The organism is Holophagaceae bacterium (assembly GCA_016720465.1).
Lineage (GTDB): Bacteria > Acidobacteriota > Holophagae > Holophagales > Holophagaceae > JANXPB01.
Genome location: JADKKO010000004.1, coordinates 1,643,362 through 1,661,069, shown reverse-complemented (window position 1 = coordinate 1,661,069; position 17,708 = coordinate 1,643,362). Strand labels below are relative to the sequence as shown.

21 protein-coding genes are annotated in these 17,708 nt (G+C 63.9%); 14 read left to right on the top strand and 7 right to left on the bottom strand.

All coding sequences use genetic code 11. The features are described from left to right. Nucleotides 1–13: 13 nt before the first annotated feature. The 6 genes from IPQ13_14685 to IPQ13_14660 all read left to right on the top strand — a co-directional run bounded on the left by IPQ13_14685 (nucleotide 14) and on the right by IPQ13_14660 (nucleotide 5,894). Nucleotides 14–1,960: a cytochrome c biogenesis protein ResB gene (locus IPQ13_14685; GenBank protein ID MBL0212138.1), complete on the top strand. Its 1,947-nt coding sequence runs from the start codon at nucleotides 14–16 to the stop codon at nucleotides 1,958–1,960. Then, the gene (ccsA, locus tag IPQ13_14680) at nucleotides 1,960–2,889 is read left to right on the top strand and encodes a cytochrome c biogenesis protein CcsA (GenBank protein MBL0212137.1); all 930 of its coding nucleotides are present in this window, start codon (nucleotides 1,960–1,962) and stop codon (nucleotides 2,887–2,889) included. Before IPQ13_14685 ends, ccsA begins: the two co-directional genes overlap by 1 nt. An 88-nt stretch (nucleotides 2,890–2,977) precedes the next feature. Next, complete coding sequence (locus IPQ13_14675) at nucleotides 2,978–3,799, top strand: hypothetical protein (GenBank protein MBL0212136.1); 822 nt, start codon at nucleotides 2,978–2,980, stop codon at nucleotides 3,797–3,799. An 18-nt stretch (nucleotides 3,800–3,817) separates the two neighbouring features. After that, the gene (locus tag IPQ13_14670) at nucleotides 3,818–4,651 is read left to right on the top strand and encodes an alpha/beta hydrolase (protein ID MBL0212135.1); all 834 of its coding nucleotides are present in this window, start codon (nucleotides 3,818–3,820) and stop codon (nucleotides 4,649–4,651) included. 77 nt (nucleotides 4,652–4,728) lie between these two features. Next, nucleotides 4,729–5,046, top strand: coding sequence for a hypothetical protein (locus tag IPQ13_14665; GenBank protein ID MBL0212134.1), 318 nt, complete (start codon nucleotides 4,729–4,731; stop codon nucleotides 5,044–5,046). A gap of 2 nt (nucleotides 5,047–5,048) precedes the next feature. Then, nucleotides 5,049–5,894 (top strand): SDR family oxidoreductase, encoded by an 846-nt coding sequence (locus tag IPQ13_14660; protein MBL0212133.1) that lies wholly within the window; start codon nucleotides 5,049–5,051, stop codon nucleotides 5,892–5,894. A gap of 24 nt (nucleotides 5,895–5,918) precedes the next feature. On the opposite strand, the gene IPQ13_14655 is transcribed toward IPQ13_14660, so the two are convergent. From IPQ13_14655 to IPQ13_14640, 4 genes are all read right to left on the bottom strand, one after another. Then, nucleotides 5,919–6,749 (bottom strand): TonB family protein, encoded by an 831-nt coding sequence (locus IPQ13_14655; GenBank protein MBL0212132.1) that lies wholly within the window; start codon nucleotides 6,747–6,749, stop codon nucleotides 5,919–5,921. Next, entirely contained in the window at nucleotides 6,749–7,168 is a 420-nt protein-coding gene (locus IPQ13_14650) for an ExbD/TolR family protein (protein ID MBL0212131.1), read from the bottom strand. The genes IPQ13_14655 and IPQ13_14650 overlap by 1 nt, the downstream gene beginning before the upstream one ends. A gap of 69 nt (nucleotides 7,169–7,237) precedes the next feature. Beyond that, a complete protein-coding gene (locus IPQ13_14645) occupies nucleotides 7,238–7,939 on the bottom strand; it encodes a rubrerythrin family protein (GenBank protein ID MBL0212130.1) in 702 nt (233 codons plus the stop codon). Nucleotides 7,940–7,977: 38 nt separating this feature from the next. After that, on the bottom strand, nucleotides 7,978–8,424 hold the full coding sequence (locus IPQ13_14640) for a hypothetical protein (protein MBL0212129.1): 447 nt from the start codon (nucleotides 8,422–8,424) through the stop codon (nucleotides 7,978–7,980). A gap of 140 nt (nucleotides 8,425–8,564) precedes the next feature. On the opposite strand from IPQ13_14640, the gene IPQ13_14635 reads away from it, so the two are divergent. Beyond that, entirely contained in the window at nucleotides 8,565–9,791 is a 1,227-nt protein-coding gene (locus IPQ13_14635) for a VCBS repeat-containing protein (GenBank protein MBL0212128.1), read from the top strand. Here the strand turns inward: IPQ13_14635 and rlmF are convergent. Continuing rightward, a complete protein-coding gene (gene rlmF / locus IPQ13_14630; protein ID MBL0212127.1) occupies nucleotides 9,788–10,765 on the bottom strand; it encodes a 23S rRNA (adenine(1618)-N(6))-methyltransferase RlmF in 978 nt (325 codons plus the stop codon). The two genes, IPQ13_14635 and rlmF, sit on opposite strands and share 4 nt — an antisense overlap. Before the next feature lie 274 nt (nucleotides 10,766–11,039). Here rlmF and IPQ13_14625 point away from each other — a divergent pair, with 274 nt between their 5' ends. The 7 genes from IPQ13_14625 (at nucleotide 11,040) to IPQ13_14595 (ending at nucleotide 15,683) form a co-directional block, all read left to right on the top strand. Beyond that, nucleotides 11,040–11,600 (top strand): hypothetical protein, encoded by a 561-nt coding sequence (locus tag IPQ13_14625; GenBank protein MBL0212126.1) that lies wholly within the window; start codon nucleotides 11,040–11,042, stop codon nucleotides 11,598–11,600. A 47-nt stretch (nucleotides 11,601–11,647) separates the two neighbouring features. Beyond that, nucleotides 11,648–12,178, top strand: a complete 531-nt coding sequence (locus tag IPQ13_14620) for a hypothetical protein (GenBank protein ID MBL0212125.1) — start codon at nucleotides 11,648–11,650, stop codon at nucleotides 12,176–12,178. Between the two features lie 172 nt (nucleotides 12,179–12,350). Next, nucleotides 12,351–12,803: a DinB family protein gene (locus IPQ13_14615; GenBank protein MBL0212124.1), complete on the top strand. Its 453-nt coding sequence runs from the start codon at nucleotides 12,351–12,353 to the stop codon at nucleotides 12,801–12,803. A gap of 112 nt (nucleotides 12,804–12,915) precedes the next feature. Next, on the top strand, nucleotides 12,916–13,941 hold the full coding sequence (locus IPQ13_14610; GenBank protein ID MBL0212123.1) for an NAD(P)-dependent alcohol dehydrogenase: 1,026 nt from the start codon (nucleotides 12,916–12,918) through the stop codon (nucleotides 13,939–13,941). Continuing rightward, nucleotides 13,938–14,603, top strand: coding sequence for a DNA alkylation repair protein (locus IPQ13_14605; protein ID MBL0212122.1), 666 nt, complete (start codon nucleotides 13,938–13,940; stop codon nucleotides 14,601–14,603). The genes IPQ13_14610 and IPQ13_14605 overlap by 4 nt, the downstream gene beginning before the upstream one ends. 67 nt (nucleotides 14,604–14,670) lie before the next feature. Next, entirely contained in the window at nucleotides 14,671–15,228 is a 558-nt protein-coding gene (locus tag IPQ13_14600) for an NAD(P)H-dependent oxidoreductase (protein ID MBL0212121.1), read from the top strand. Beyond that, nucleotides 15,225–15,683: a YaiI/YqxD family protein gene (locus tag IPQ13_14595; protein ID MBL0212120.1), complete on the top strand. Its 459-nt coding sequence runs from the start codon at nucleotides 15,225–15,227 to the stop codon at nucleotides 15,681–15,683. Before IPQ13_14600 ends, IPQ13_14595 begins: the two co-directional genes overlap by 4 nt. Here IPQ13_14595 and IPQ13_14590 read toward each other — a convergent pair. Together IPQ13_14590 and IPQ13_14585 are read right to left on the bottom strand one after the other, a co-directional pair. After that, a complete protein-coding gene (locus IPQ13_14590; protein MBL0212119.1) occupies nucleotides 15,624–16,244 on the bottom strand; it encodes a hydrogenase maturation protease in 621 nt (206 codons plus the stop codon). The two genes, IPQ13_14595 and IPQ13_14590, sit on opposite strands and share 60 nt — an antisense overlap. After that, on the bottom strand, nucleotides 16,190–17,671 hold the full coding sequence (locus IPQ13_14585; protein MBL0212118.1) for a Ni/Fe hydrogenase subunit alpha: 1,482 nt from the start codon (nucleotides 17,669–17,671) through the stop codon (nucleotides 16,190–16,192). The genes IPQ13_14590 and IPQ13_14585 overlap by 55 nt, the downstream gene beginning before the upstream one ends. Nucleotides 17,672–17,708: the final 37 nt, after the last annotated feature.

Genomic DNA, 17,708 nt, shown 5'->3' with positions numbered 1-17,708 from the left:
GCAGCTCCTCGCCTTGCTTGGTTGGATCATCGCCTGGATGGCGGTGCAGAGCCTGCTCGACCTGAAGGGTTTCAGCGCCAGGCAGCAGGTGGCGGCCTTCATGGCCTTCGCGGCCGCCATTTACGGCGCGGCTTTCCTCGTCCGCCGCGACGGGTTCTACCAGCTCCTCACGTCGGTGCCCTTTGCCGTGAGCCAGATGTGCTGCATGGCCCTGGCCGTGGTCCTGGGGACCGTGGTGGTCCAGGATGAGACGCCGGATTTCTATGCGCGGTTCTATGGGCCATCGGTCCGCAAACTCATCGCCTGGACCCATTCCGCGGATCTCTACCACAGCCTCTGGTTCTACGCCCTGCTTTCCCTGCTCGCCCTCTCGATGCTGGCGGTGGCCTGGAAACGGCGGCCCTACCCAGCCCATCGCATCGGCTTCCTGCTGGTCCACGTCTCCACCACGGTGATCCTCCTGGGCGCCCTTTGGGGCCGGTTCAGCCATGTGCGTGCCTTCAACGAGCTGAGAGCCGGAGAGCCCACGAACACGTTCTACAAGATGAAGCACATGCGGCCGGATCCTGGAAAACCCTACCCGCTTCCCGGATTCCGCCTCCAGCTCGATCAATTCACGGTTGAACAGCACGCCCCGGAATTCAAGCTCTACGCGTTCGTCCAACCGGATGGGAAGGGCGGGTTTGAAAAGAATCCGAAGGCCTACGAAGTGAAGCCGGGCGTCCATGCCCGCCTGCCCCTCTCGAAGCTCCGCTTCTCGGTGGAGCAGTCCATCCCGAACGCCCTGGACGCCGGTGAATTCGTCGACAATCCAAACGCCCCGGAGAACCCAGCCCTCCGGGTGATGCTGGGCATCGGCGAGCCGCAGCCGGTCATCGGGGATCTCTTCTCCCGCCGTGAGCAGGCCGCGCGCCGCGATGAACCCGGCGGACGCTTCGCGGTTGTGTACAAAGACCGCTGGTCCGCGGATCTCCTGGAGCGGCTGAAACCCAAGGCGCCGCAGGCGGAAAAGGTCCTGCTCGCCTACCAGGGCATGGCCGCGCAGAAGGAAGCCAAGGTCGGCGCCACCTGGGACTTTCCGGCTTTCAGCCTGAAGGTGGAGAAGTACTACCCCGACTTCGCCGTGGAGAAGGACAAGGCTGGCGCCCCCCGGGCCACCAGCCGCAGCCAGAACCCGGTGGAACCCTGGCTGGAATTGACGCTTCGCGTGCCTGGGACCCCCGCCCGCCGCGTGTTGCTGAGCGCCAGGAATCCGCGGCTCTCGGACCAGCTCAACGGTCCCAATCTGCCCAAAGGGCTCCGGTTGTCCTATGTGCGCGAAGGGGAGGAACGGCAGTCGCGGTTCGTGGTGTTCACCCGCGAGGACCGCGCCATCCGTCTGGTGGAGCAGGGCCGCGTGGTCCGCTCCGCGCCGCTCCAGCTCAACAAGCCGTTCATCGTGGAGCAAGGCCTTTCAGCCACGGCCGTGGCCGCCCTGGACCATGCGGACTATATCCCGGCCTTCGTGCCCCATCCAGATCCCAAGGAGGCGCTCAAATTCGAACGGCCCGTGCTGAGGGTGAAAATCTGGGATCCGGGCTCCGGCCGGAGCGAAGAAAAATGGCTGGACGCCCTCGGTCCCGACGGCCTGCCCAGGCCGGAGACCTTCTTCGACCGGAGCATCGGCGTCATCTACAAAGCCAAGGACACGGAGCCGAAGGATTTCCGGTCGGAATTGGTGGTGCTCGACGCCGTGGGCCGCCAACTCGCGAAGAAGACCGTGAGCGTCAACGATCCGCTGATCTTCCGGGGCCATTGGTTCTACCAGAGCAACTACAACCCCGAAGATCCTAGCGTCAGCGGCATCATGGTGGTCCATGAGCCGGGTCTCTGGCTGGTCTACGCGGGCTTCCTCTGTTTGATCACTGGGCTGGTCTGGATGTTCTACCTGAAACCCGTGCTCAAGAAGAAGGAGGCCTGATGGTCCAGCTTTACGCCACCTTCATCAAGGCCGACGGCATCTTCCAATTCACCTATGGGTTGTACGTCTCCGCGCTGCTCGCCTATGCCTGCAGCCATTTCGGTCCCTGCTTCAAGGATGGGAAGGATCGCATCTACCAGGCCGCGAGGATCCTCTTCTTGGCCGCCTGGCTGCTGAACGCTTTCCTGCTCCTCCAGCGCGGGATCGCCGCGGGACGGGTGCCCGCCAAGACCTATTACGAATCCCTCATCTATTTCAGCTTCATCTTCGGCCTGCTGGCCCTGGCGGTGGAATGGACCAAGAAAGTCCGCCTGCTGGGTTTCCTTTCGCTGCTCGTCGTCTGGGCCGCCCTTACCTATGCCTTGGCAAAGGCCGATATCGAAATCATCACCCTGCCGCCCGCCCTTCAAAGCGCCTGGTTCCTGCCCCACGTGACCATTTATTTCACCGGTTATGCAAGCCTCACCGTGGCTTTCGTCCTGGGCATCCTGGCGCTGGCGACCCCCGGGGACCGCCGCTTCGAACCCGGTTCCTTCTGGGCCCGCGCCCTGGGCGCCACCGAGGTCAATTTCGAGAAAATGAACCGTCAATGGATCCGCTTCGGATTCCTGATGCTGGCCTGCGGCCTGATCACCGGCGGCACCTGGGCCAAGTTCGCCTGGAGCGACTATTGGGCCTGGGATCCGAAAGAAAACTGGGGGCTCATCAGTTGGCTGGTCTATGGCGCCGTGCTGCACATGCACTACGCACCCGCCTACAAGGGCCGCAAGGCCGTCTGGGCCAGCGTGTTCGCCTGGGGTTTCGTACTCTTCACCTATTTCGGCATGGGCAAGCTGCCCACCAAAGGCCAGTCCATGCACCTCTACACCGAGCCCCCCGCCAGCGGGGAGGGCGAAACCGTGAACGGTGTGAACAAGCAGATGTATTGATGGATCCTGGGTTCCGCGTTGAGACCTAGTCTGGGTTTCGCTCAGGTCCCAACCATGGCACCCTGTGGAGCCACCCACAGGAGACATCATGCGCTTTCCGATCTTCCTTGGCCTCGCTTTGGCCGCCGTTTCGACCGTGGCGCCCGCCCAGCAGAGCGAAGTGCCGCTCTGGCTCAATTTGGCCTCGACCCAGGGCCTCATGGGCGCGAGCTTCAGCTACCGCTTCACCCACCGCTTCCAGGAGCCGGCGCGGAACAACAGCAAGGATGCCTTCGGGCTGGATGGCTATTCCTTCTCCGGACTCGGCTTGGACTTTGCAGTGCCCTCGACGCCCGGAACCAATTTCCAGATCTACCGCACGCCGGACAACAAGACCTTCACGATCGCCCTCCATCAGGTGCTGGTGTCGAGGCCCGACTATCGCGCCGCGATCCGGATCGAGCGCTTCGATGAAACGATCAAGGACCAGGACTTCACGCCCAATTCCCGGGAAGGCATTGTCGGCACCTCGGTCCAACTCCCCCTCTCCTGGAGCGGGGGCGGCTTCACGCTGCTGGTGGTCCCGACCTATTTGAGTTCCACCAGCACCCAGCGCAAAGGCGTCACCACCGCCGGAGCTGGTATCCGGTGGGACATGGCCGAACGCCACAGCCTCATCGGCGAATATTATCCGCGTCCGTCCAAAGTGAAGGATCTCAAGGTATTTGTGGATTCCACCACCACCCGGGAGGCGGAGAACGGCTGGGCCCTAGGCTATGTGTTCAGGACCAAGGGGCACCGCTTCACCCTCCTGGCCACCAACGTGCGAGGCACCACCCCAAACCAGGTGCTCAGCGGGGATTACGCCGGAACCGGTCCCAACCGCAGCGGCGAATGGAGCCTCGGATTCAACCTTGTCAGAATTTTTTAAACGTGCATCCTTCTTCACATGAAACCTTTACTCACGGTAGCCCTCCTATCCATCCTTCCGGCCCTCTCATCGCCGTTGGCGGCCGCCTCTGAACTGGCCTTCAAGAAAGAGGGCAAGGGCCCGGGCGTGGTGCTGATCCACGGCCTCGGCGGCAGCCGGGAGGCCTGGTCCGACTTGGCCAAGCGCATGAAGAAGGACCACACGGTGCTGTCCGTGGATCTTCCAGGACACGGCGACAGCAACGGCTTTGCGCTGCCCATGAAAGATGGCTCCGCAGATCTGGACGCCATCGGCGGCGAGATCGTCAAACTCATCCGCAAGCAGAAAATGGAACCGGTCGTCCTCGTCGGCCACAGCATCGGGGGGGCCATCGCGGTCCGCGTGGCCCTTGCGGATCCCAAGACCACGCGGGGCATCATCCTCGTGGACAGCGCCCTGGCGCCCATTTCAAAGGCAGTCACGGACAAGCTCGAAAAGGATCTGGACGCCAACGCCACCGCAGCGCTAACGGAATTCTTCGGCGGGCTTTGCAAAGGCGAGGCCCAGAAAACGAAGCTGGTGAAGGACGGCTTGAAGGTTCCCGCGCCTGTGCTCAAGGCCTACATCCGGGCGCTGGGCATTGATTCCTTGGGATCGCGGGCCGCCACCATCAAGGTGCCGGTCACGCTGTTCGCCTCCACCGTCCTGTCCCCGGATCCCGCCAAAGAAAAAGAAGCCCTGAAGCAGATCGGGCTCGACGCGCTCCCCAAACTCACCGTGTCCTATTTCGTGGATGCCTGGCACTGGATCATGTGGGACGACCCGGACACCTTCGAGATCCTCTTCAATGATTTCGAGAACAACGCGCAGTGAACGGCCCGGCACGCGGCAGTGCTAGCATGGTCCGGACCTTCTATTCATTCCCTCAATCACATCATTAGGAGGCGCATATGCGCGTTCGATCTTCCTTCCTCATTGCCGGAGGCCTGCTGGCCTGCGCCATCCTCGGCTACGCCGCGGGCGCCAAGAGCTACCAGGTGACGGGTCCCATCACGGATATCAGCGCCGACACCATCACGGTGACGAAGGGCAGCGAAGCCTTCCAGATCAACCTACCCAAGGGCACCAAGGGCGCCGAGGGCCTGAAGAAGGGCGACAAGGTGACCGTGTTCTATGCGATGACCGCCACCTCCGTGGAATCCAAGGCCGCCCCGGCGAAGGCTGAGCCCAAGACCGCGGCGCCGAAGAAGGCCGGAGCGAAAAAATAGAAGTGTCCGAGCCTTCCCGCCCCTGGGTCCTGATCACAGGCTGCTCCTCGGGCATCGGGAAGGCCTTGGTGGGCGTTTGCCGGGCGGCTGGCTGGGGAGTGGTGGCCACCGCCCGGCATTGGCCTGATCTGGCGGACCTCCCCGATGGCGAGGACCTGCGCCGGCTGGGTCTGGACGTGACCTCTCCGGACAGTCTCGCCGACGCCGTCGCGGGCTGTTCCGGCCTGCGCCTGGTGGCCCTCATCAACAACGCCGGCTACGGGCAGATGGGTCCCCTCGAATTCGTAAGGCCCGAAGAACTGCGGGCGCAATTCGAGACCAACGTGGTGGGGCTCCAGGCGGTCACGAACGCCTTTCTGCCGCTCATCCGCAAGAACGCGGCGAGGGGCGAAGGCCGCATCGTCCAGGTGGCCTCTATGCTGGGCCGCCTGAGCATCCCCTTGGCGGGGCCCTACAATGCGTCGAAGCATGCGGTGGTGGCCCTGGCGGAGACCCTGCGCCTGGAGATCGGGCGGGAGATTCCCGTGGTGCTGGTGGAACCCGGCGCGGTGGCCAGCTCATTCCGCGACACCATCGCCAAGACCTGGGGCGATCTGCCAGACCGGGTCCAGGGCACGCCCTACGCGCGCATACTCGCGAATTTCATAAGGACCCGGAAGCGGCAGGCCGAGCGCTATGCCGGAAGCCCCGAGCAGGCCGCCCGCCGCATCCTGAAAGCCCTCACCCGGAAACATCCGCCCCGAAGGATCCTGATCCGCCCGGAAGCCCGGCTGGCCGGATGGGCCAAGGCGATCCTGCCCGCCGCGGTGTGGGAGTGGTTCCTGCGGCGGAGTTATGGATTGAATTGATGCCCCGGGACCGAAGCCCCGGCCCTAATTCCCCAGATAGGTGAACCAGAAATGCACGCCCAGCTCGTTTCCCGGAAAATCATCCGGCAGCGGGGGGATGTGGCCGGTGCGGCGGACGGCGTTCATGGCGCTCTGGTCCAGGGCGTAATTGCCGCTGGGGCTCTCCACCTTCCAGCCTTCCAGCGTGCCGTCCTTCAGGATGCGGAAGTAGACGCCGACCCGCCCCTGGGCATTGGTCGTGCGGCTCCAGTTGCGGATGATGGTGTTCTGCATGTTCTGCACGTACCAGGCATAGGGGAAATTGCTCTGGTCCAGGCCGCCCACCAGGCCCGTCCCGCCATCCGAGGTGCCGCTGGCCCGCAGTCCCGGTATGGGCACGCCCACGCCGACTCCGCTGCCATCGCCCTGCCCTGCCGCGCCGATTTTCGGATTGGCCGCGGCGGTCTTGCCCTTCGAGAAATCCGCGCTCTTGCCCTTGCTGGCGGCATCGGGGTTCGTGCCCTTGATGGGCGCCGAGGCCTTGGTGTTGCCCACCACATCCGGCACCCGGCCTGGGGGCCGCTCGGTGACTTTGGGGGCGACATCCTCCACGCGGCGGATGCGCTGGCCCGTGTCGCCCTGGATCTGGGGGCCGCTGCCGCCGCTGGGTCCGGTGGGTGCAACGCCCGGCAGGGTCACCCAGGTCACTTTCTTCGCTTCGGGAGCGCCTTCCTGGGTCCGGCCCACGAAGACCGAAAGGGCCACCAGCCCCAACTGCAGGCCCAGCACCGTCCCGCCCACCGCCAGCGCCACCGGGAAACGGATCCGTCCCAGCGCCGCGCGCTCCTGGAGGAGGACGTACAATTCCTGGCTCATTACCTACTTTCTGCTTCCAGGGAGGCCTGGGTGACAAAACCCACCTGGGAAAAGCCCGCCTCGCGGATGCTGTCCACCACCGCGATGACCCGGCCGTAGGGCAGATTGTGGTCCGCCCGCACCATCACCGGGCGCTTACGGTCCAATTTGGCCTGCTCCCGCAGCTGTTTCTGCAGCACACCGAGCTGCACGAAGGTCTTGCCGAACTGGATGCGGCCGTCGTCGGTCAGGGTCACGGTCAGGGCCTCAGCTTCCAGGCTCTTGCCGGTCTTGGCCTCTGGCAGGTTCACATCCACCCCGGTGGTCAACATCGGCGCCGCCACCATGAAAATGATGAGCAGCACCAGCATCACGTCGATCATCGGCGTCATGTTGATGTCGGCCATCTGGCCGTGCTTGGAACCTGGAGTGAAGGACATGGGAAACCTTGGCGTTGGCTACATTCTAACCCAGGTGCCCGTTCAATCCCGACCGTTGGCGCCTGTCGGTCAGAACCGTTCCGCCACGGGTTCAAAGAATGCCTGGGTGTGCAAGCAGACGGGGCAGAGCTTGGGCGCCATGGTGCCTTCGTGGATGTGGCCACAATTGCGGCAACGCCAATAGATCTTCTCGCCCCGCTGGAACACGGTGCCGTTCACCACGTGGTCCAGCAGCCGCTTGAAGCGGGCCTCGTGTTCCTTCTCCACCTTGGAGACCCATTCGAAGGTCTTGGCGACCTCGGGGAAACCTTCTTCGCGGGCGATCCTTGCGAATTCGGGATAGAGCGAGGTCCATTCCTCATTTTCGCCGTCGACTGCGGCTTGAAGCTGGGCGGCGGTGTCTCCGGATACCACCGGATAGACAGCGGCAATCTCCAGAGCCCCCGGAGCCAGTCCGGCAAGCTGCTTGTAGAAAAGCTTGGCGTGCTCTTTCTCGTTGTCCGCGGTCTCCTCGAAGATGGCAGCCACATGTTCCAGACCCTCTTTGCGGGCAATCCCAGCCGCAAAGGCATAGCGGTTCCGCGCTTGGCTCTCCCCGGCAAAGGCCTTGAGCAGGTTCAGCGCGCTCTGGCTGTCTTTGAATTCCACGGCGGTCTCCTTGATGGGGCGGTTACGCGTATGCAGGCAACCGGGCCTGGAATCCGAGCTTACTCTTCCCTGGAGCCTATCCACGGAGCCGGTCCGAACTGTACCAATTGCCACAAATTCCATGCCCGGCCAAGGCGGATGGAAAGCCGTCGTGGCCAGCCCTACCTGGCCCAGTCCAGGCTGTCCCGTTTTGCGGTGTAATGGGCGCCGAGGTTCAACTCCATGGCGCGCTCGCACAGTTCCAGCGCGCCGTGGAAATCCCCCAGCTCGCTGCGGGCCTGGATGCCACGCTCGAAGCAGGTCATGGCTTCCAGGCGGGCCCGGTAGCCATGGCCGAGATCCTCTTCCAGGGACGGGAGATGGGCGAGCACCAGCTTCACGGCTTCGTCCGCCGCCTCCCAGCGCTGGAGCTGGGCTTCCGCGTCCGCGACCGCATCATAGGCCACGGCCTTGACCGCATTGGGCAGGCTGCCCTGTCCTTCCAGGGTCCGCCGCAGGTATTTCAGCGCCGATTCCGGCCCGGTGAACGCTGCCTCCCGGTGGCCCTTGAGCAGATCCTCCAGATGGTCCTTCACGGATTTGCGGACTTGTTCGGGACGGCGAGCCATGAGACCTCGATAAAGCAATTTTCTGGGATATCAATTGTCGCAGGGTGCAGGGCCGCGATGTGAACATCGGTTGACCTTGCCTGATCCAGGCCCCGCCCCATCCTGATAGACGAATTTCGCGCTTCAAGTGGAGGATGTCCATGCTTCGACCGACCTGCCCCCTTAACCGCCTGGGCCTCGGCGCATCCCTGTTCTTCCTTGCGGGCTGCGGCGGATCCTCGACCTACCACCGGGACAACCGCCCCTTTGACGAAGCCAGCTCTGTGGCCATCGCCGACCTCGACGCCGATGGCCGGCCCGACGCGGTGACCGCCCTGGCGACCTACGGCGGCGGGGCGCCCCACCCGGGCTTCGTGAGCCGCCGCTACCAGGACGCCACCCGGCCCGGGACCTTCAAGGATCCCATCCGCCAGGACGCGGGCTCGGACCCCATCGCCCTGGCGGCGGCTGACCTGGATGGAGATGGCCTCCCGGATCTGGTGGTGGCGAATACCCAGATGATTCCGGGCCCCATCGCGGGGAACACCCTTTCCCTGCTGCTCACGGGTCCCAGCATCCTGACCGTCATGCCCCCCCGGAGCCTGGCGCTGGGCAACCGGGATCCCCTGGACCTCGCCCTGGGTGACCTGGACGGGGACGGCGACGTGGACATCGCCGTGGCGGCCCGGGGCGGAAATAATCTGATGATCTTCTTCCAGACCGGGCTGGCCGCGTTTGGAAGCCCCGTGATGGTGCCCTTGAATGCCGAGCCCACCTGCCTGGCCATCGCTGACCTGAACGGCGACGGCCGGCTGGACCTCGCGGCAGGCACCGGGGCCGGAACCTTGTCGGTGCTGCTCCAGTCCCCCGCCCTGAGCGGCGCCTTCCTGGCGGCCGTGGATTACACCCTCGGGAGCTATCCCAATCAGGTGCGAGTTGCGGATCTGGATGGCGACGGGCGCAAGGATGTGGCCCTGGCCCTGGAGGATGCGGGGCGCCTGGGCCTTTTGGGGATCCTCCGCCAGGATCCAGGCCAGGCGGGCCGCTTCCTGCCCCTGAAGGACTATGTGACCCAGGACGCCTCCGCCTGCGCGTTGGCCATCGGGGACCTCGACGGCGACGGCCAGCCGGAGATCGTGGTGGCCAATTACGGAGCGCCCGGCTGGCCCGGCAGCCTCACGATTTTCCAATCCAGCGAGGCCGGGCCGGCGGCCTTCGGGATCCGGGCCATCTACAACGGATATTACGGTCCCCGGTCCGTGGCCATGGGGGACCTCAATGGCGATGGCCGGCCGGACCTGCTCATCGCCGATGGCGATCCCACGATCCGCTTCCAGGATCCAGCCCACCCGGGAGCCTTCCTTCCCCCGGTGGGTCTGCGGCACTAGCGCGTTCGCCAGCGCTCCCGCGCCCAGGCCTCCCGGCTTTCCGGGGAGAAGTAAGTCCAGGCCACGATGCGGCTCCGCTTCTGGCCCTGGGCCATGGGGATGACCCGCTGGGCTCGCACCTGGGCCCATTTCAGGGCGCGCAGGATCCCCGGCAGATTGGAGGATTTGGAAAGCAGGCTGGTGAACCACAGGCAGCGCTCGGGAATCGCCGCGCTCTCCTCGATCATGCGGCGCAGGAAGGCCGCCTCGCCGCCTACGCACCAGAGTTCTCCGCCCTGCCCGCCGAAATTCAAGGCGGGCGTGGCCGTGCTGGCACCGCCCCGGCCCAGGTTCGTCCATTTGCGCTGCGACCCCGCCTGGGCTTCCTCCAGGGAAGCGTGGAAGGGCGGGTTGCACAGGGACAGGTCGAAGGTTTCGTCGTCTTTCAGGAGGCCCCGGAAGATCGCCGGCGGTTGCTGCTGTCTCAATTCGATGGCCTGCGAAAGGCCATTCGCCGCCAGGATCCGCCGCCCCGCCGCCAGGGCCTTCGCATCGATATCGGAACCCAGGAACCGCCAGCCGAAGGTGGCCTGGCCCACCAGCGGATAAATGAGGTTGGCGCCCACGCCGATATCCAGCACCCGCACCCGCGCTCCCGTGGGGACCACGCCGCCATGGCCTTCGGCCAGCAGGTCCGCCAGGTAGTGCAGGTAGTCCGCCCGGCCCGGCACCGGCGGACACAGGAAACCGGGTGGCAAGTCCCAGTGGGCGATTCCATGAACATGCTTCAATAACGCCCGATTTAGCATCTTTACCGCGGCCGGATCCGCAAAATCGATGGACTCGCCGCCATGGGCGTTGGGCCCCACGAAAGGCCGCAGTTCAGGACAGCTCGCCATGAGCTGGCCGAAATCGTAGCCCTGGCGGTGGGGATTGCGTGGATGAAGTCCGGGTTTGTCCCCAGGCGCCGGTACCACCTTCGATCTAGGCTTCATGGGACTTTGACGGGGGCGTGGCCGAGACCGTCAAGTGAATGCAGCCACGAAGCCACACGAAGTTTTTTCTTCGTGTCCCTTCGTGGCTGCTTTCTCTCCAAAGTGATCGGCATCGGCTGCATGGCCAGTCGTCTCCTGAGGGCCAGGATAGCATTCGGAAACCACCGCCCCAGGGGCCGCGCGGGGCCATCGGGCTTGACACCGCAGGACGCAGCGCTAAGCTGGGCCTCACTTTCCAACCCCCGCCATCCGAAATCCAACTCCCGGAGGTCCCATGCTCTCGCTCCCAAGCCTTTGGCTGCCCATCCTGCTTTCGGCGGTTTTCGTGTTCGTCGCCAGCGGCATCATCCACATGGTGCTCAAGTACCACAACTCGGACTACCGCCAACTGGCCAACGAGGACGAGGTCCGGGACGCCATCCGCAAGACCAGCCCGGCGCCGGGCCAGTACGTCCTGCCCTATTGCGCCGACATGAAGGAGATGGGCGGCGAGGCGATGAAGCAGAAGTACACGGACGGCCCCCTGGGCTTCCTCACCCTCCGGCCCAATGGGGTGCCGAAGATGGGGCCCTCATTCATCTCCTGGTTCCTGTTCACAGTGGCGGTCTCCCTCTTCGCCGCCTACATCGGCCACGTGACCCTGCCGGAGAAAATGCACTACCTGACCGTCTTCCGCGTCGTCGGCACCGCCACCTTCATGGCCTACGGCCTCGGCGCCCTCCCCGGCGCCATCTGGATGGGCCGCCCCTGGAGCGCCGTCCTGAAGGACCTGGCCGATGCGATCATTTACGCGCTGCTGACCGCCGGGACGTTTGGGTGGCTGTGGCCAAGGTAGTAAGGCCATCTCATAGTTCGGCATCTCCATCAGTAATGAGGTATTGAATGGTCAACCCGAGTGAAACAGCTGTCTGGGCCACTGCGCTTGCCACACTGATTGTTGTTGCCATCACTTGTTATCAAGTCCGGCTATCACGCCTGGCTCTCGGAGTTGATCTCCTTTTGAAGCTGGAAGGACAGTTCAACTCTTCAATGATGAGAGACACTCGAATGAAGGCAGCGAAAGCTTTGAAAGATGGCGAGGAATCTGCGGAGCTGGATGAAATTCTTGGATTTTTCGAGACCCTTGGGCTACTTGTCCATCGCGGAGCAGTGAACGAAGAACTTGTATGGAATTCATTCAGTTCCTGGGTGTTACCTTATGCTGCTCTCGCTCAGGATTACATTAAATCGAAGCGCAAAGCCGATTCTGATGGCACCTATTGGATGGAGCTTGACCATCTAACCAAGCAACTCAAACATACTGAAAAGAAGAAACGAAAGTTGAAGACACTGCCGACAATCTCAAATAAGTCTCTAGAAGAGTTTCTTGAGATTGAGGCGAATTTAATCCAGCCAGGGCACCACAATGACTGATCCCTTGTTCGCCTTGGGCCCAACCGTGCGCTACCCGCCAATATGCTTTAGATTTCCGGCCCTTGGTTGGGCCGGTTAACTTTGTTCGTCAGGCCACCTCACCAAAACGTCGCCGAGAAACCCACGATTCAACCTTGAAACAGTCACCACAATCACGGAGTAAGGTGATCACATGTCTGAACTTGCGAACCTGGTTGACGAAATCCAGGAGATGGCTCATGGCCATCCCTGGCACGGCCTTTCACTGGCAGAAATCCTGTCCGACCTAAGCGCTGAAGAAGCCACAGCAAAACCCTTTCCGGGCGTTCATTCGATACGGGAACTTATTCTGCACATTGCCGGATGGCAGGAAGTCTTCTTCATTCGCTTGCAAGGCGAAATGGCGAGCGAACCGCCGGAAGGAGATTTTCCCGCAGAGCCCGCTGATTGGCCTGCGTCACTGGCGAAATTCGAGGATTCCAATCGACGGCTCTTGGCCGTGGTCTCCGGCTTTTCGGACGCTTCCCTGGATGCAAAGGTCGCGGGCAAGGATTACACCGTCGGTTTCATGCTCCATGGCCTGGTGTCCCACTGCGTCTACCATTCCGGCCAGATCAGCCTGTTGAAGAAAGCTCTCCGGAGCTGACGATTTCCTCGCGCTGCTGGCTCACCTTGCGGAGGCTGAAATCCCAGGGTGATCCATCAAACGTCTGGCCTTCCATTCCACCCATACCCATCGGTGCCCACAGGGAAATTCCATGAAAGCCATCGTGTTCACGAAATACGGATCACCGGATGTGCTTGAATTGAAAGAGATTGATAAACCTGTCCCCAAGGATGATGAAGTACTGATCAAAATTCATGCGGTATCCATCAACGATTGGGATTTGGGTGGCCTCGATGGGACCTCCTTCGTGAACCGGCTGATCTTCGGCCTGCTGAAACCGAAGAAACAGATCCTGGGATCCGACATCGCCGGGCGGGTCGAGGCTGTGGGCCAACAGGTGCGGGCGTTCAAGCCCGGCGACGAGGTGTTTGGGGATCTCAGCGGCCGCTGGGGCGGTTTCGCTGAGTATGTCTGCGCCCGCGAGAAGGATCTGGCCCTGAAGGCCCCGAGCATGAGCTTCGAGCAGGCGGCGGCGGTCCCCCAGGCGGCCATGCTGGCGGTGCAGGGCCTGCTCGACAAGGGGCGGCTCGCGCCCGGACAAAAGCTGCTGATCAACGGCGCCGGTGGGGGTGTGGGCACCTTCGCCATCCAGATCGCCCGACAGTTCGGGGCCGAGGTGACCGTCGTGGACGCCCCTGGGAAATTGGAGCTGCTGCGCTCCCTGGGCGCGGACCATGTCATCGATTACACCCGGCAGGATTTCACGAAAAATGGACAGGCCTACGACCTGATCCTCGATGTGAAAACCAGCCGCTCGATCCTGGATTGCGCCCGCGCCTTGAGCCCCCAGGGAACCTATGTCACCGTCGGTGGTTCCATGGCGCGGCTCTTCCAGGCGCTGCTGCTGGGGCCCTGGATCGCCCTCACCACCAAGAAGAAAATCCGCCTCGTGGCCCTGAAGCAGAACAAGGATCTGGCTTACATGAATGAGCTTTTCGAAGCGGGGAAGGTGGTGCCGGTGATCGACGGAGCCTACCGGTTGAGCGAGGTGACCGAAGCCATGAGGTATTTCGGGAAAGGACACCACAAGGGGAAGGTGGTGATCACAGTGAAAGAATTGGATTCCCCTGGCACAGGTCCTCTTCATCATCGGAATCAACCTTTGGTGGCGCCATGAACTTGAATGATGCAATTCAGGAATTGGAAGACCTCGGCAGCGAACAGACGCGGAAGACCTGGTGCCGCCATGGAGCCGTTGAACCCCTGTTCGGCGTGAAGTTCGGCGATCTCGCCAAGCTCCAGAAGCGCATCAAGGTGGACCACACCCTGGCCTCCGAGCTGTGGCAGACCGGCAACCACGATGCGCGGCTGCTGGCCTGCATGATTGCCGATACCGGCGCCATCACCGAAAAGGAACTGAAGGCCTGGGCTTCGGAAGTGAAGGATTCCTCCACCGCCGAGGCGCTGGCCGCCTTCGCCAGCCGAACCCCCATGGCCGCGAAAATCCGCGAAGCCTGGCTCGCGGACCCAAAATTGCAGCGGGCTGGCTGGTCCCTGGTGGGGCACTGCGCCAAAGATGGCGCTTCGCTCGACGAGGCCGCATCGCTCCGCTATCTCAAGCGCATTGAAGCCGACATCCACCGGGCCGAAAACTGGACGCGGCGCACGATGATGTACGTGGTGATCGGCATCGGCGGCCGCAACGCCACCTTGCGCAAGGCCGCCGAGGAAGCCATCCGCCGCATCGGTCCGGTGGCCTTCGATCCGGGCCGCACCGCCTGCGAATTCCCCGATCCCCTGCCCTACCTCGCGAAGATCTGGGCACGTAAAAAGGGCTGAGAGCGACTGTTAACACTCACGGGGAAGGTGCATGGTCGAGTCAGCTTCCTCCGCTACGATGTCCTCCATGGACATCCTCGCCATTTCCGGCAGCCTTCGCTCCGAATCCTCCAACACGGCCCTGCTCCGGGCGGCGCAGGCCCTCGCCCCGTCCGGGTTCCGCATCACGATTTATGAAGGCCTGGCGGGACTGCCGCCCTTCGATCCGGGCCTGGAAACGGAGGACGCGCCGGAGCCGGTCCAGGTCTTTCGGGCTCTGATCCGTGGAGCGGAGGGCGTTCTCATCTGCACACCTGAATACGCCCACGGCATGCCGGGCATTCTCAAGAACGCCCTGGAATGGACCGTGGCTTCGGGGGAATTCGTGGACAAGCCCGTGGCGGCCCTCAGCAGTTCGCCAGGGGCGACCGGAGGCGAGAAGGCCCTGGCCTGGCTCACCCAGACCCTTGCGGTCATGTCGGCCCGCATCCTTCCTGGGATTTCCCAGCCCATCCCCTTCGGCCGCAGCCGCGTGAAGTCCGATGGCGGCATCGTGGACCCGGCCCTGGCGGCGACTCTGCGGGAAGTCCTGGATGGCTTGGCCCGCGCGGTGGAGGCCCGCGCCCAGAGCGAGAGCCAGTCGTGATCGAACTCTACGTGGATGGCGACGCCTGTCCGGTTAAGGATGAAATTTTTCGCGTTGCCAAGCGCTACGGGCTGAAAGTGCATCTGGTGGCCAATTCCAGCTTGCGCATCCCCCGGGATCCGCTCTTCGAGATGGTGGTGGTGCGGGGCGGGCAACTCGATGTGGCTGATGACTGGATCGCCGAGCGCGTCACGGCCCGCGATATCGCCGTCACCTCGGACCTCCCCCTGGCCGCGCGCTGCCTCGCCAAGGGCGCGCGGGTGCTGGATGCCCGGGGCAAGGTGTTCACCGATGACGCCATGGGCGACGCCCTGGCCACCCGGGAGCTCATGGCCCAACTGCGGGACATGGGCATGGCCGGCGGGGGGCCGGCGCCCTTCGAGGCCAGGGACCGCTCACGGTTCCTGCAATCCCTCGACACGCTGATCCAGGCCCAGAAGAAGGCCCTGCGCTGAAGGCGTGCAAAGCCGATCCCAATGGTCCAGGCTTGCGGTTTCCAGGAGCTGTTCCAGCATGGCCCAGGTCGCTTCGAGGTTGCTGCGGGCCTCGGGGCTCAGGTCCTCCCCCAGCTCGAAGGAACGGCCCCGGACCGCCAGGAGGAAGGAGGGCGGCGGCTCCCCGTGGCCCAGGGCCCTATAGGCATGCAGCACCGCCTGGGGCGTCAGGGCGTGGGTGCTGAAGCTGGCATCCGCCAAGGGTTGGAGGCGCGCCAGGGCGTAGGGCTCCGGCCCAGAGGCCGCCGCGTCCAGGAACAGCGCCAGCTCCCGGTCTTCCAGGTCCAGGCAGTGCTCCACCTGGAATTGGAAGTCCTCCACGGCCGCCACGGGCTTGTCCGGATGCAGTCGGATCCAATGCCCCACCCGCTCCACCAGCAGCGGACCGAGGGCATCGTCGCCCCGGCTGGGATTGCCGCAGCCCAGAACGATGATGCGGGGCGGGACCGGGGGATGCGGGGAGGGATTCACCTGTCCCCGCTGGTGCCATCTGCGTGCTTCACCCGCCGATCCACCAGGCATCCGTCCGCATCCAGCAGTTCCACCGCCAAAGGCATCTTGCCGATGGCGTGGGTGGCGCAGGAGAGGCAGGGATCGTAGGCGCGGATGGCCACCTCGATGTGGTTGAGCAGCCCCTCGGTGAGTTCCTTGCCATCCAGGTAGCGGGCCGCGACCTCGCGCACCGCCGTGTTCATGGCCGTGTTGTTGTTGGTGGTGGAGACGATCAGGTTGGCCTTGACCACGGCATCGTTCTCGTCGATCTGGTAGTGGTGGAAGAGGGTGCCGCGCGGGGCCTCGATGACGCCCACGCCTTCCAGGCTCCGTTCGCCCTGGGTCACCAAGTCCCGGCCGAGGATGTCCGGATCCTCGAGCAGCTCCCGGATGGCCTCGGCGGCATAGAGCATCTCGATCATGCGGGCCCAATGGTAGGCCATGGTGGCATGCACCGGTCCGCCCTCGCCCAGGGCCGCGAAGCGGCGCCGCTCCTCTTCGGCCATGGGGGTCGGCATGCGTTCCGCATTGTTGATGCGGGCCAGCGGGCCCACCCGGTACCACCCGGCGTCGTTGCCCAGGGCCACGATGAAAGGAAACTTCATGTAGGACCAGGATTTCACTTCCTCGTGGATGTGCCGCAGGTAGTGTTCGGTCGCCACGTGGTCGAAGATGCGCCCCCCGTCGGCATCCGTGGCCCGCAGTCCGCCGTCGTAGAGTTCGAAGCTCCCGTCCGGGGTCGTCAGACTCAGGAAGTTGGATCGGAAGGCTCCGAAAGAAGCATTCTCCTCCAGGTTCCCGGTGTAGAGGCCGCGGGCGATGTCCACGGCTCCCTTCGACCATTCGATGACCTGCTCGAGATCCATCATCAGGTAGTCCCGGTCCTCCTTGGTGAGCCCCTTGTTCACGCCGCCGGGGACCGCGAAGACCCCGTGCACGCGCTTTCCGGACAGGACCCGGATGACCTCCTGGCCGTACTTGCGGAGCTTCACGCCCTGGACGGCGATGCCCGGATGGGCCTGGATGACGCCGATGATGTTGCGCGTGGCGACGTCCGCGTCGTATCCGAAGAGCAGATCGGGGCTCGCCAGGTGGAAGAAATGCAAAGCGTGGCTCTGGAGGGTCTGCCCGTAGTGGAGCAGCCGGCGCAACTTCTCGGCGGTCGGCGTGAGCTTGCGCGCGCCCACCAGCGCGTCCACGGCCTTGGCGGAGGCCAGGTGGTGGCTCACCGGGCAGATGCCGCAGAGGCGCTGGACCAGGACCGGGATCTCCCAGTAGGGGCGTCCCTGGATGAACTTCTCGAAGCCGCGGAACTCCACGATGTGGAGCCGGGCCTGCTTCACGTGGTTCTGCTCATCCATGAGCAGGGTCACCTTGCCGTGGCCCTCCACCCGGGTGATGGGTTCGATGACCGTGCGCTTCAGCGCCTCGGGATGGGCGGCCGTTTCCAGTTGCATGCTCGCGGTGGGGGTCATGGGAGTACCTCGGGGACCA